The organism is Streptomyces sp. NPDC059454, from assembly GCF_042749965.1.
Classification (GTDB): domain Bacteria; phylum Actinomycetota; class Actinomycetes; order Streptomycetales; family Streptomycetaceae; genus Streptomyces.
Window position 1 is genome coordinate 93,961 of sequence record NZ_JBHYVC010000002.1, and the last position, 13,100, is coordinate 107,060.

General features: G+C 73.0%; 13 protein-coding genes. 5 read left to right on the forward strand and 8 right to left on the reverse strand.

All coding sequences use genetic code 11. From position 1 onward, the window contains the following. Positions 1-67 precede the first annotated feature (67 nt). Positions 68-1,003, reverse strand: a complete 936-nt coding sequence (locus ACFXAE_RS01800) for a decaprenyl-phosphate phosphoribosyltransferase (RefSeq protein WP_384706596.1) — start codon at positions 1,001-1,003, stop codon at positions 68-70. Further along, positions 1,000-1,533, reverse strand: coding sequence for a phosphatase PAP2 family protein (locus tag ACFXAE_RS01805; protein ID WP_384706598.1), 534 nt, complete (start codon positions 1,531-1,533; stop codon positions 1,000-1,002). The genes ACFXAE_RS01800 and ACFXAE_RS01805 overlap by 4 nt, the downstream gene beginning before the upstream one ends. A gap of 134 nt (positions 1,534-1,667) precedes the next feature. On the opposite strand from ACFXAE_RS01805, the gene ACFXAE_RS01810 reads away from it, so the two are divergent. After that, positions 1,668-3,023, forward strand: a complete 1,356-nt coding sequence (locus ACFXAE_RS01810) for an FAD-binding protein (protein WP_384706600.1) — start codon at positions 1,668-1,670, stop codon at positions 3,021-3,023. A 19-nt stretch (positions 3,024-3,042) separates the two neighbouring features. Next, positions 3,043-3,798, forward strand: a complete 756-nt coding sequence (locus ACFXAE_RS01815; RefSeq protein WP_384706602.1) for a decaprenylphospho-beta-D-erythro-pentofuranosid-2-ulose 2-reductase — start codon at positions 3,043-3,045, stop codon at positions 3,796-3,798. Positions 3,799-3,815: 17 nt separating this feature from the next. On the opposite strand, the gene ACFXAE_RS01820 is transcribed toward ACFXAE_RS01815, so the two are convergent. Next, on the reverse strand, positions 3,816-4,394 hold the full coding sequence (locus ACFXAE_RS01820) for a 2'-5' RNA ligase family protein (protein WP_384706604.1): 579 nt from the start codon (positions 4,392-4,394) through the stop codon (positions 3,816-3,818). Between the two features lie 217 nt (positions 4,395-4,611). Continuing rightward, on the reverse strand, positions 4,612-5,625 hold the full coding sequence (gene trpS, locus ACFXAE_RS01825) for a tryptophan--tRNA ligase (RefSeq protein WP_384706606.1): 1,014 nt from the start codon (positions 5,623-5,625) through the stop codon (positions 4,612-4,614). Positions 5,626-5,756: 131 nt separating this feature from the next. Here trpS and ACFXAE_RS01830 point away from each other — a divergent pair, with 131 nt between their 5' ends. The 3 genes from ACFXAE_RS01830 (at position 5,757) to ACFXAE_RS01840 (ending at position 8,078) form a co-directional block, all read left to right on the forward strand. After that, positions 5,757-6,317, forward strand: a complete 561-nt coding sequence (locus ACFXAE_RS01830; protein WP_384706608.1) for an RNA polymerase sigma factor — start codon at positions 5,757-5,759, stop codon at positions 6,315-6,317. Beyond that, on the forward strand, positions 6,310-7,182 hold the full coding sequence (locus ACFXAE_RS01835) for a hypothetical protein (RefSeq protein WP_384706610.1): 873 nt from the start codon (positions 6,310-6,312) through the stop codon (positions 7,180-7,182). Before ACFXAE_RS01830 ends, ACFXAE_RS01835 begins: the two co-directional genes overlap by 8 nt. A 185-nt stretch (positions 7,183-7,367) precedes the next feature. Beyond that, positions 7,368-8,078 (forward strand): hypothetical protein, encoded by a 711-nt coding sequence (locus ACFXAE_RS01840; protein WP_384706612.1) that lies wholly within the window; start codon positions 7,368-7,370, stop codon positions 8,076-8,078. A 69-nt stretch (positions 8,079-8,147) separates the two neighbouring features. Here ACFXAE_RS01840 and ACFXAE_RS01845 read toward each other — a convergent pair whose 3' ends face one another. From ACFXAE_RS01845 to ACFXAE_RS01860, 4 genes are all read right to left on the reverse strand, one after another. Continuing rightward, on the reverse strand, positions 8,148-9,599 hold the full coding sequence (locus ACFXAE_RS01845) for a glycine hydroxymethyltransferase (protein ID WP_384706614.1): 1,452 nt from the start codon (positions 9,597-9,599) through the stop codon (positions 8,148-8,150). A 281-nt stretch (positions 9,600-9,880) separates the two neighbouring features. Next, positions 9,881-11,065, reverse strand: a complete 1,185-nt coding sequence (locus ACFXAE_RS01850; protein WP_384706616.1) for a glutathionylspermidine synthase family protein — start codon at positions 11,063-11,065, stop codon at positions 9,881-9,883. 7 nt (positions 11,066-11,072) lie between these two features. Further along, positions 11,073-11,420, reverse strand: a complete 348-nt coding sequence (locus ACFXAE_RS01855) for a hypothetical protein (RefSeq protein WP_384706618.1) — start codon at positions 11,418-11,420, stop codon at positions 11,073-11,075. A gap of 264 nt (positions 11,421-11,684) precedes the next feature. Continuing rightward, a complete protein-coding gene (locus ACFXAE_RS01860) occupies positions 11,685-13,070 on the reverse strand; it encodes a PLP-dependent aminotransferase family protein (protein WP_384706620.1) in 1,386 nt (461 codons plus the stop codon). Positions 13,071-13,100 lie beyond the last annotated feature (30 nt).

Genomic DNA, 13,100 nt, shown 5'->3' on the forward strand with positions numbered 1-13,100 from the left:
GTGAGAGCCCCATGTCCTGATACCCCGGAACCGGGCCTCCGTGGCCGGTGCCGTGCCGGACGGGCTCTCACCAGTCGGCCACCGCCAGGGCGTACATCACCGCCCAGACCAGGCCGATGACGGCGAGCGCGCGGTCGCCCAGCACCACCTCCTCGGGTTCGCCGGCGGTCCCGCGGTCGGCGAAGACGGCGTATCTGAGGACGGCGAGGACGAAGGCGACCACGGACAGCTGCCGCCAGGGCAGCACGCTGGCGTGCGGCACGCCGCCCTCCTCCAGGGCCCACAGGCAGTAGCCGAGGACGGCGACGCCCGCGGCGAGCTGCCAGACGAAGCGGAGGTAGCCGGTGGTGTATTCGGTGAGCAACGCGCGCGTGGCGCCCGCTTTTCCGGTCATCTGCACGGCTTCGGAGTAGCGCTTGGCGGCGACCATGAACAGCGCGCCGAACCCGGTGGTGATGAGGAACCAGCGGGACAGGGGGATGCCGAGGGCGAGGCCGCCGATCACCGCGCGCATCACGAAGCCGGTGGTGACGACGACGAGGTCGACGACCAGGACGTGCTTGAGGCTGACGCAGTACGCCAGTTGCATGGCGAGGTAGGCGGTCAGCAGCGCGGCGGCCTCCGGGGGACACAGCCGGGCCGCGACGGCGGGCGCGAGGACGCCGAGGGCGATTCCGGCGGCGTAGGCGGCCGGCACGGGGACCCGGCCGGCCGCGACCGGGCGGCGGCACTTGACGGGGTGGGCGCGGTCGGCGTCGGCGTCACGCGCGTCGTTGACGAGGTAGACGGCGGCGGCGCAGGCGGTGAACAGGACGAAGACCAGGGCGAGCCGGGTCAGGGCGCGGACGGAGAACAGCTCACCGGCGGCGGCCGGGGCGGCGATCACCAGGACGTTCTTGACCCACTGTTTGGGCCGCGCGGTCAGCAGCAGGCCCTTGAGCAGGCCGCCCCTGTCGGACGGTACGGTCTGCCGGCGGTCGGAGCGCTCGCGCAGGAGGGTCACGCGGGGCCTCCCGTCATCCAGCGGGCGCCGAGGCGGGCCGTGAGCGCTCCGAGGGCGGCGCCGGCCGCCACGTCCGACGGGTAGTGGACGCCGGCCACCAGGCGGGACACACAGACGGCGGCGGCGAGCGGGGGCACCGCGCGGGCGCCCAGCGCGCCGAAGGCGACGGCGGCGGCCGCCGCGGACGTGGCGTGCGAGCTGGGGAAGGAGTACCGGCCGACCGTGCCGACCAGGGGTTCGACATGCGCGGGGCGCGGACGGCGCACGACCCGCTTCACGACCGAGCCGGCGGCGTGGGCGCCCGCGGTGAGCGCGGTGCCGCGCAGCCAGGCGCCGCGCCGGGGGCGGTCGACGACGGCTCCGGCGAGCCCCGCGGCGAACCACACCGCCCCGTGTTCCCCCGCCCGGGACAGGGCTCGCGCGGCCCCGGCGACGCGCGGGTCCGCGCCGCACGCTCTGAAGGCCGAGACGATCCGGTGGTCCATGCCGTGGAGACCGAGGGGGCGGAGGAGATCGTGGAGGTCGTCCATGGGGACTCACTGTTCACGCCCGGCGGGCCGGAATTCCCGTCCTCAGGGAGCGACATCCCATTAATCACCCGTTTCAGGGACGGGAATGACGTTTCAAAACTAAAAAGTCACATAGGGACGATACGGTCACCGTCATGCCTGCCGAGACCGTTCCCGTCACGGGGTGGGGCCGCACCGCCCCCTCCGCCGCCCGGCTGATCCGCCCACGGACGTACGAGGAGGCCGCCCTGGCCGTCCGCGAGTGCGGGTCGCGCGGGGGCATCGCGCGGGGGCTGGGACGGGCGTACGGGGACGCGGCGCAGAACGCGGGCGGCGCCGTGCTCGACATGACGGGTCTGGACCGCGTGCACGCGGTCGACGCCGACGGCGGCACCGTGCTGTGCGACGCGGGCGTCTCCCTGCACCGGCTGATGGAGGTGCTGCTGCCGCTCGGCTGGTTCGTGCCGGTGACGCCGGGCACGCGCTATGTGACCGTCGGCGGGGCGATCGGCGCCGACATCCACGGCAAGAACCACCATGTCTCCGGCTCCTTCTCCCGCCACGTGCTGTCCTTGGAACTGCTCACCGCCGACGGGCGGATCCGTACGGTCGTGCCGGGCACGCCGCTGTTCGGGGCGACCGCGGGCGGCATGGGCCTGACCGGGGTGATCCTCACCGCGACGGTCCGGCTCCAGCCGGTCGAGACCTCGCTGATGCGCGTCGACACCGAGCGCGCGGACGACCTCGACGACCTGATGGCCCGCCTCGCCGACACCGACCACCGCTACCGCTACTCGGTCGCCTGGATCGATCTGCTGGCCCGCGGCCGGGCCACCGGCCGCGCGGTGCTCACGCGCGGTGACCACGCCCCCCTGGACGCGCTGCCCCGGGGCTCACGCGCGCGCGGGGAGCCGCTTTCCTTCCGTACCTCCCGGCTCCCGGCCGCCCCGCCCTTCGTCCCCGAGGGTCTGCTCAGCCGCACCACCGTGGGCCTGTTCAACGAGCTCTGGTACCGCAAGGCCCCCCGCGCGCGGATGGGGCAACTCCAGCGCATCCCCGCGTTCTTCCACCCCCTGGACGGCGTGCCGCACTGGAACCGCGTCTACGGCCGGGGCGGCTTCGTGCAGTACCAGTTCGTCGTCGGGCACGGCCGGGAGGACGCCCTGCGCCGGATCGTGCGCCGGATCTCCGAGCGCCGCTGCCCGTCCTTCCTCGCCGTCCTCAAGCGCTTCGGGGAGGCCGACCCGGGCTGGCTGTCCTTCCCGGTGCCGGGGTGGACCCTGGCCCTGGACATCCCGGCGTCACTGCCCGGTCTCGGCGGCTTCCTCGACGAACTCGACGAGGAGGTCGCCGGCGCCGGCGGGCGCGTCTACCTCGCCAAGGACTCCCGGCTGCGCCCGGAGCTGCTCGCGGCCATGTACCCCCGCCTGGACGACTTCCGCGCGCTGCGCGCCGAACTGGACCCGCGCGGGGTGTTCGTCTCCGACCTGGCCCGCCGCCTCCACCTCTAGGCAACCTCTAGGAGCTGTCATGAAGGACGCCTTCGGTCTCCCCCAGTCCCTGCTCGTCCTCGGCGGTACGTCCGAGATCGCGCTGGCCACCGCGCGGCGGCTGATCGCCCGCCGCACCCGCACGGTGTGGCTGGCCGGCCGTCCCTCCCCCGGCCTGGACGAGGCCGCCGGGCAGCTGCGCGGCCTCGGCGCCGAGGTGCGCACGGTCGCCTTCGACGCGCTCGACCCCGCCGCCCACGAGGACGCGCTCGGCAAGGTCTTCGCCGAGGGCGACGTCGACATGGTGCTGCTCGCCTTCGGCACCCTGGGCGACCAGGCGCACGACGAGCGGGACCCGCAGGCCGCGGTGCGGGTCGCACAGACCAACTACACCGGCGCGGTCTCGGCGGGCCTGGTGTGCGCGAGCGCCCTCCAGGCGCAGGGCCACGGCTCGCTGGTGGTGCTGTCCTCCGTGGCGGGCGAGCGGGCCCGCCGCGCGAACTTCATCTACGGCTCCAGCAAGGCCGGCCTGGACGCCTTCGCCCAGGGCCTCGGCGACGCCCTGTACGGCACGGGGGTGCACGTCATGGTCGTACGCCCCGGTTTCGTCCGTACGCGGATGACCGCCGGACTTCCCGAGGCGCCGCTGGCCACCACGCCGGAGGCGGTCGCGGCGGCCGTCGAGCTGGGGCTGCGGCGCCGCGCGGAGACCGTGTGGGTGCCGGGCGCCCTGCGGATGGTGATGTCGGCGCTACGGCATCTGCCGCGCGGGGTGTTCCGCCGGCTGCCGGTCTGAGGGCCGTCCGGGGCTGCTCAGCGGGCGGAGACGGATCCCCTGTCCACGCTCCCGGGCTGCGGGGGCACCACCGTGGAGCCGAAGGGGAACTCGCGCAGCTTGCGCCACACCCCGTCGGCGCCCTGTTCGTAGAGCGCGAAGCCGGTGCAGGGCCACTCGGCCTCGTAGTCGGCGAGGTCGGCGTAGGCGCGGTCCATGGCCGCCTCGTCGATCCCGTGCGCCACGGTGACATGCGGGTGGTACGGGAACTGCAGCTCGCGGGGGACGGGTCCGGAGGCGTCGCGGACCTGCTTCTGCAGCCAGCCGCACGCCGCGCCGCCCTCGACGACCTGGACGTACACCACCGGCGTCAGCGGCCGGAAGGTGCCGGTGCCCGACAGCCGCATGGGGAACGGGCGGGCGGCCGCGGCGATCTCGCCGAGGTGCGCCTCGACGGCCGCCAGGTCGGTGTCGCCGACCTCCGTCGGCGGCAGCAGGGTGATGTGTGTGGGAATACCGTGAGCCGCGGCGTCGCCGAAGCCCGCGCGCAGCTGCTGAAGCCGGCTGCCGTGAGGCTCCGGGACCGCGATCGACACGCCGATCGTTACGGTCCCCACGTCGTCTCCTGTCGTTGTGGTGGTGAAGCGTGACGGTGAAGCTGCGGTGAGCACCGGGTGACCGCCGAAACGGTCACCCGGTTATCGACTGTACGACCACGACTCGGATGCGGGCAGGCGCAACCGGAGTGATGTGCAGCGCTGTGCGGTGGTGCGGATCGCGGCCGCGGGCCGGTTCAGCGCCGGTTCAGCGCTCGGCGGTTCAGCGCTCGGCGGTTCAGTGCTTGGCGGGCAGGAAGCCGACCCGGTCGTACGCCTGGGAGAGGGTCTCCGCTGCGACGGCACGCGCCTTCTCCGCACCCTTGGCCAGGATCGAGTCGAGCGTCTCGGGGTCGTCCAGGTACTGCTGGGTGCGCTCCTTGAACGGGGTCACGAACTCGACCATGACCTCGGCGAGGTCCGTCTTGAGCGCACCGTAGCCCTTGCCCTCGTACTTCTGCTCCAGCTCGGGGACGTCCGCTCCGGTGAGGGTCGAGTAGATCGTGAGGAGATTGCTCACCCCGGGCTTCTCCACGACGTCGTAGCGGACCACCGTGTCGGTGTCGGTGACCGCGCTCTTCACCTTCTTGGCGGTGGCCTTCGGCTCGTCCAGGAGGTTGATGAGGCCCTTCGGCGTGGACGCCGACTTGCTCATCTTGACCGCCGGGTCCTGGAGGTCGTAGATCTTCGCCGTCTCCTTGAGGATGTACGGCTTCGGCATCGTGAACGTCTCGCCGAACCGGCCGTTGAACCGCTCGGCGAGGTCGCGGGTGAGCTCGATGTGCTGGCGCTGGTCCTCGCCCACCGGCACCTCGTCGGCCTGGTAGAGCAGGATGTCCGCGACCTGCAGGACCGGGTACGTGAACAGGCCGACCGAGGCGCGGTCGGCGCCCTGCTTGGCGGACTTGTCCTTGAACTGGGTCATGCGGGAGGCCTCGCCGAAACCGGTGAGGCAGTTCATGATCCAGGCGAGCTGGGCGTGCTCGGGGACGTGACTCTGCACGAAGAGCGTGCAGCGGTCGGGGTCGAGACCGGCGGCCAGCAGCTGGGCGACGGCCAGCCGGGTGTTGGCACGCAGCTCCTTCGGGTCCTGCGGAACCGTGATCGCGTGCAGGTCGACGACCATGTAGAACGCGTCGTGGGTCTCCTGCAGGGCCACCCACTGGCGGACGGCGCCGAGGTAGTTGCCGAGGTGGAACGAGCCTGCGGTGGGCTGGATTCCGGAGAGCACGCGGGGTCGGTCAGTCGCCATGCCCACCATTCTCTCAGGTCCCGCGGGGCGGTCCGGAACGGACCGGGAACAGGTGGGAACCGATCCGTCCCCGGCGGTGTAACAAGAGTGTGAGGACGCGGGAGGGGGGCCGCATCGTCGATGAGGCCGCGGTGATCGCACGCGTACGCGCCGGAGAGCCAGAGGCGTACGCGGAGCTGGTGCGGGCCCATACGGGCATCGCGCTCAGGGCGGCCGCCGCGCTCGGGGCGGGGGCGGACGCGGAGGACGTGGTGCAGCAGGCCTTCGTGAAGGCGTACTGCGCGCTGGGCCGGTTCCGGGACGGCATGGCGTTCCGGCCGTGGCTGCTGTCGATCGTGGCCAATGAGACGAGGAACACAGTGCGCGCCGCCGTGCGCCGGAACACCCTCGCCGACCGGGAGGCGGCGTTCGTGGAGGTGGAACCGGTGATACCGGAGTCGGCCGATCCGGCGGTCGCGACGCTGGAGACCGAGCGCCGCGGGGCACTGGTGGCCGCCCTGGAGAAGCTGGGCGAGGAGCATCGGCTGGTCGTCACCTACCGCTATCTGCTCGAGATGGACGAGCGGGAGACCGCCCAGGCCCTGGGCTGGCCCCGGGGCACGGTGAAATCGCGGTTGAACCGCGCCCTGCGCAAGCTGGAGCGCCTGCTGCCGGACTTCCGGCCCGGGGAAGGGGGTGAGAGGCGTGAGTGAGCGGTACGACGGTGAGGCCGCCCGGCTGCGGGAGGAGTTGCGGGCGCTGGGGCGGGCGCTGGACGGGGCGGACTCGGCGGCAGGGTCCGAGTCGATGGTCGAGCGGGTGCTGGGGCAGATACTCGCCGAGGAACTGCCGGTCCCGGCTGTCGAGCCGACGAGGGCCGGCGAGCGGCTGCGGGCGGCGCGGCGCTGGACGCGGGCGCGGTGGCGGTCACTGGTCGCGGCCCTGTGCGGACTGCTGACGGTGCTGACGCTGACGCCTCCGGTGCGGGCGGCGGTGATCGACTGGTTCGACTTCGGCGGGGTCGAGGTGCGGTACGACCCGTCGGCGGTGCCCTCGCCGGGCGCGGAGGTGCCGGGCTGCGGGAGGTCGGTCTCGCTCGGTGAGGCGGAGCGGCGGGCCGGGTTCACGCCGTTGGTGCCGAAGGCGCTGGGCGCTCCGGACGCGGTGACGGTGAGCGGGCTGCCGCGAGGGCGGTCCCTGGTGAGCCTGTGCTGGCGGGAGGAGGGGCGGACGATCCGGCTGGACGAGTTCCCGGGCCGCCTGGACATCACCTTCCTCAAGAGCGTGCGTGAGCAGCCGGAGCGGCTGTCGCTGGGCGGAGGAAGCCATGAGGGCGGTGTTCCGGATCCGGCCCTGTGGTTCCCGCGACCGCATGTGCTGGGCTTCTGGCTGGTGGACACGGACGGTCACCGGTTCACCCGGGAGGAGCGTACGGCGGGGCCGACCCTGCTGTGGCCGCACGGCGGTGGGGCCGCCTCGGGGGAGGCCGCGGACGGGGTGACGCTGCGGCTGGAGGGGGTGGCGTCGAAGGTGCGGGCGCTGGAGATCGCGGGGGAGGTCGAGGAGGTGGGCCGGTAGCGGCCGGGCTTCGGAGGGCCGCGGAGGGCCTCGGAATCGGGAGGGCCCGACGGGGAACCCCGGCGGGTCGGGCGGTGTACCAGAAGTGACAGGCGGCTCATGGTCGGGCCGCACGGGGATCGACCGGCCGAGTGGGGGTCCGGATGCGCGGGTGGAAGGGCAGGGTTCGACAACTGACAGCGGGGGTGGGCGCATTGGCAGCGGCGCTGGCCCTGATGATGTGGGGAGCGTCGCCGGCCCTCGCCGGGGGCCCGACGAGCGTGCTGGTGGTCTCGCCGGAGAGCCGGGAGACCGCCTCCCTGTACTACTCCGACGCGGAGTACGGCGAGCTGGAGCGGCTGCTCGGCCCGCCCGACAAGGGCACCCGGAACAAGCCGCCGGAGGCCGGCCCGGCCGCGGTCCGGTTGGTCAACGTGTCGTGGATGGTGCACGACGTGGCGCCCTGGCGTGTGGACCGGATCTTCCTCGGGAGCATCGAAAAGGATGTGTGGATACACACAGCAGCAAACCTCCCAGAGACGCCGAACGGCGTCTGGCACCGCGCCGAGCACCCGTCCGACCTGCACAAGCTGCTGTACGAGCTGGGCGTGATGGGCCATATGAAAGGGACGGGCTCGGCCTCCAACATCTATCCGGCGCCCTGGGAGACGGAGGCCGCCGACTCCACCGCCGGATCCGGCACATCGGGCTCCGGTACGGAGCAGGGCGCGGCGGCGGACTCGACGGCACGGGCCACATCAGGTGCGGGCGACGGCACGGGGTGGTGGTGGGCAGTACCGGGGGTCGTGGCCGGAGCGGCGCTGGCCCTGGTGCTGCGCCCGTATGTGACGCGGTTGCCGCTGATCCGCCGACGGAAGGACGACCCGGGACCGAGGCAGGAGCTGCTGGACACCTGAGAACGGGCGCGCGGCGGCCCGGTACATGACCGGACCGCCGCAGGGCGCGTCGAACAGGACCGGGCTGCCTCAGCCGAGGTCGATCTCCGGGTAGAGCGGGAAGCCGGCCACGAGGTCGGTGGCGCGGCGGGAGATCTCGTCGGCGACCTTCGCGTCGAGGACGTGGGCCGCCTTGGAAGGGGCGCCGGACTTGGTGGTGCCGGGCTCGGTCGTCGTCAGGACCCGGTCGATCAGGCCCGCGACCTCGTCCATCTCCGCCGTGCCGAGACCGCGCGTGGTCAGCGCGGGAGTGCCGATGCGGATGCCGGAGGTGTACCAGGCGCCGTTGGGGTCGGCCGGGATGGCGTTGCGGTTGGTGACGATGCCCGAGTCGAGCAGGGCGGCCTCGGCCTGACGGCCGGTGAGGCCGTAGGAGGTGGCGACGTCGATCAGGTTGAGGTGGTTGTCGGTACCGCCGGTGACCAGGGTGGCGCCGCGGCGCATCAGGCCTTCGGCGAGGGCGCGGGAGTTGTCGACGATGCGCTGGGCGTAGTCCTGGAAGGCGGGCTGCCGGGCCTCGGCGAGGGCGACGGCCTTGGCGGCCATGACGTGCGGGAGCGGGCCGCCGAGGACCATCGGGCAGCCGCGGTCGACCTGGTCCTTGAGGGAGTCGTCGCACAGCACCATGCCGCCGCGCGGGCCGCGCAGCGACTTGTGGGTGGTGGTGGTGACGATCTGGGCGTGCGGGACCGGGTCGAAGTCGCCGGTGAGGACCTTGCCGGCGACCAGACCGGCGAAGTGGGCCATGTCGACCATGAGCGTGGCGCCGACCTCGTCGGCGATCTCCCGCATGATCCGGAAGTTCACGAGACGGGGGTAGGCGGAGTAGCCGGCGACGATGATCAGCGGCTTGAACTCGCGGGCGGAGGCGCGCAGGGCCTCGTAGTCGATGAGGCCGGTGGCCGGGTCGGTGCCGTAGGAGCGCTGGTCGAACATCTTGCCGGAGATGTTCGGGCGGAAGCCGTGGGTGAGGTGGCCGCCGGCGTCCAGGGACATGCCGAGCATGCGCTGGTTGCCGAAGGCCTGGCGGAGCTCGGCCCAGTCGGCCTCGGAGAGGTCGTTGACCTGGCGGGCGCCGGTCTTCTCCAGGAAGGGGGCCTCGACGCGGTCGGCGAGGACGGACCAGAAGGCGACGAGGTTGGCGTCGATGCCGGAGTGCGGCTGGACGTAGGCGTGGCGGGCGCCGAAGAGCTCCTTGGCGTGCTCGGCGGCGAGCGACTCGACGGTGTCGACGTTGCGGCAGCCGGCGTAGAAGCGGCGGCCGATGGTGCCCTCGGCGTACTTGTCGCTGAACCAGTTGCCCATCGCCAGGAGGGTGGCCGGGGAGGCGTAGTTCTCGGAGGCGATCAGCTTGAGCATCTCGCGCTGGTCGGCGACCTCCTGGCCGATGGCGTCGGCGACGCGCGGCTCGACGGCGCGGATCACGTCGAGGGCGGAGCGGAAGGCGGTGGAAGCGGTGGAGAGGGACTGCTCGGCTGACATGGGGGACCTCCGGACGTGGCGTTCGGCGTTCACGGTACGGCCCAGGCGCACGGCACATGTTCCGGACCCGCGGGGGTCCGGGGGCCGCTTCCCGATGGTCGGTCCCATCCCAGCACGCCAGTCACGGCCTCTCGGCCACATTACCCAACGGCACGGGGTGCCGTGGTCCGACGTCCATCATGCGAGCGGGTTGCCGCAGCGGCTCTCCGCGGGTGCGTCATGGCCGGTCGCGCCCACGCGGCGGAGCCGCACACGTCACGGTCCCGCGTCCCTGTGGGGCACTACAGGATCACGTGGGGCAGGAAGCGGGCGTATTCGTCCGTCACCAAGCCGGAGGATTCCCTGATGCCCAGGCCCGCGGACTCGTTCTCGACCACCCAGGTACCCAGGACGACGTGGTTGCCGTCGAAAGTGGGCAGCGGGGCCAGCTGCTGGTAGCAGCAGGGTTCGTCGCGCAGGACGGGGTCGGAGCCGGGCTCGTGGAGGGTCACGCCGGCGCCCTCGCGGCCGAGCAGCGGCTTGGCGACCCAGCCCGTGGTGTCGGCCAGCTCCCTCGGGCCGTCCAGGTAGGCGGGGAGGAGGTTGGGGTGGTCGGGGTAGAGCTCCCAGAGGATCGCCAGGAGGGCCTTGTTGCTCAGCAACATCTTCCAGGCGGGCTCGATCCACAGGGTGGAGCCGGTGCCACCGCCGTTGTCGAGCGTGGCGAGAACATGACCGGAGAAGCGGTCGGTGGTGAGCCACTCCCAGGGATACAACTTGAAGATGCTGCGGATGAACCGGAGGCCGTTGTCGACGAAGCGGCCGGAGAGGCGGTCCCAGCCGATCTCCTCCATGGAGATCCACTCGGTGTCGAGGCCGGCCTGTTCGGCGGTCTCCTTGAGGTAGGCGACGGTCATGAGGTCCTCGCCGTACTCGTCGGCGGAGGAGTGGGCGAAGTACAGGGGGCTGCCCGGCGGGAGGAGGGCGGCCTGCTTCTTCCAGGCGTCGACGAGGCGTTCGTGGAGGGAGTTCCACTGGTCGGCGCCGGGGAAGCGCTCCTCCATCCAGAACCACTGGGGGGAGGCGGCCTCCACCAGGGAGGTCGGGGTGTCGGCGTTGTACTCCAGCAGCTTCGCGGGACCTGTCCCGTCGTAACGGAGGTCGAAGCGCCCGTAGACGGAGGGGAGTTCGGCACGCCGGTGCCAGGCCTCGGCGACCAGGCGGGCGATGCGCGGGTCGGTGATGCCGAGGTCGGCGAAGCGGTCGGTGGTGACGATGTGCTCGGCGGCGGCGAGGCACATGCCGTGCAGTTCCTCGACGACCTCCTCCAGCGTCTCGACCTCGCCCAGGCCGAAGACGTAGTAGGCGCTCTCGTCCCAGTAGGGTCGCAGGGAGCCGTCCGGGTACCGGGTGAGCGGATAGATCAGCCCCTGCTCCTCGACGGTCTCCTGCCAGCCGGGGCGGGGCTCGGTCGTACGCCGTTCCATGACCCGCTCAGCCGCCGCTGCTGCCGGAGCCCGAGCAGCCGAAGCCGCCCCGGTCGACGGCCTCGCTGCGGCTGAAGGTGCCGTAGTCGGCGTAGCCGCCGCTGACGTCGGCGTCGTAGTACCAGTCGGCGTCGGCACGGGACTTGCCGCCCTTGCCGCGGGAACCGGAGGTCGTCCCGGAGGTCGTGCAGTTCTTGTCGGCGACGACCTTGTAGCCGTTGGTGTAGTCGTAGCTGTCCCGGTCCACGCAGCGCCGGTCCGGATCCGACCCGCACGAGGTCAGCGCCGCCGCAAGGACGCCCATACCGCCGAGCACCACCGTGCTGGACCGCAACCGCCGCCGTGACTCCGCCATGCCCTTCACTCCCCCTCGCACTCCCCCGGGTCACCTTCCCCGGCTCGCGGCGGACAGCCTAGAGACCGCCTGGACGGCCCGCGTAGGAGCCCCCGCTTCCGCCCCTCCCCTCGCCGCCGTTTCGCCCTCTTTTGCATGCATGGGCCGGTTCCGTGGCTCGTCATGCGCCCCCGCACGGCCTGTACCCGTCCGCCCCGGGCGGCCCCGACGGGAAGCCACCGGCCGCGTCCCCTCCGCCGACGGCACCCGCACGCGTCCGGTGCGTCACGGCAACGCCCTGCACAGGGCGTCCAGGGTGCTCGCCCAGGCGTGGTCCGGTGGGGTGGCGTAGCCGACCACCAGGGCGTCGCCCGCCGCGGCGGCGGTGGCGGGGTGGCGGAAGCGGGAGAGGCCGAGGACGGCGAGGTTCTGCCAGGTGGCGGCCTGGACCACGGACCGTTCGGTGCCGGGCGGTAGTCGGAGGACGGCGTGCAGGCCGGCCGCGATGCCGGTGATCCGGACGTCGGGGGCCCGGACGGCGAGGGACTCGACCAGGGAGTCGCGGCGGCGGCGGTAGCGCAGGCGGGCGGCGCGGACGTGGCGGTCGTAGGCGCCGGAGGTGAGGAACTCGGCGAGGGTGAGCTGTTCGAGGGCGCTGACGGAGCTGCCGCCGCCGTGGGCCACGACCTCCGGGACCAGGGACGGGGGCAGGACCATCCAGCCCAGGCGGAGTCCGGGGGCGAGGGACTTGCTGGCCGTGCCGAGGTAGGCCACGTGGTCGGGGCCGAGGTTCTGGAGCGCGCCGACGGCCTGGCGGTCGTAGCGGAACTCGCCGTCGTAGTCGTCCTCCAGGATCAGTCCGCCGGTGCGGCGCGCCCAGTCGACGACGGCGGTGCGCCGCTCGGGGCGCAGGGCGCCGCCCAGCGGGAACTGGTGGGCCGGGCTGAGCAGGACCGCGTCGGCGTCGCCCGGGTCCTGTGCGCGGGTGCCGAGGGAGTCGAAGGGGAGCGGGGTGGTGGTCAGGCCGGCGCGGACGGCCAGGTCCCAGTGGACGTCCAGGCCGTAGGACTCCACGGCGAGGGTGCGGGCGCCGCGGGCGCGCAGGACCTCGCAGAGGAGGCGGAGGCCGTGGGCGAAGCCGGAGCAGACGACGATCCGGTCGGGATCGGTTCGTACGCCGCGCACCCGGGCGAGGTAGTCCGCGAGGGCCGTGCGCAGTTCGGGGCGGCCACGCGGGTCGCCGTAGCCGAGGGCGTCGTGCGGGGCGGCGGCGAGGGCGCGGCGGGTGGCCCTGAGCCATTCGGCACGGGGGAAGGAGGAGAGGTCGGGGGTGCCCGGGACGAGGTCGTACGGGAGCCGGCCGGGGGCTCGGCGCGGGGAGGGGCGGCGGGTCGGCGGGGTGGGGGCCGCGCGGTCGGCGACGCGGGTGCCGGAGCCCTGCCGTGCGGTGAGCCAGCCCTCGGCGATCAGGTCGGCGTAGGCGTCGGCGACGGTGTTGCGGGCGATGCCCAGGTCGGCGGCGAGGGAGCGGGAGGAGGGCAGCCGGGTGCCGGGAGTGAGCCGGCCGGTGCGGACGGCCTCGCGCAGGGCGTCGGTCAGGCCGCGGCGCAGGCCGGGGCCGGCCGGTTCGAGGTGGAGGTCGATGCCGGAAGTGGCCCAGTGATCCGCCATGGAAATGGACCATACTCCTGGGCTGCTCTG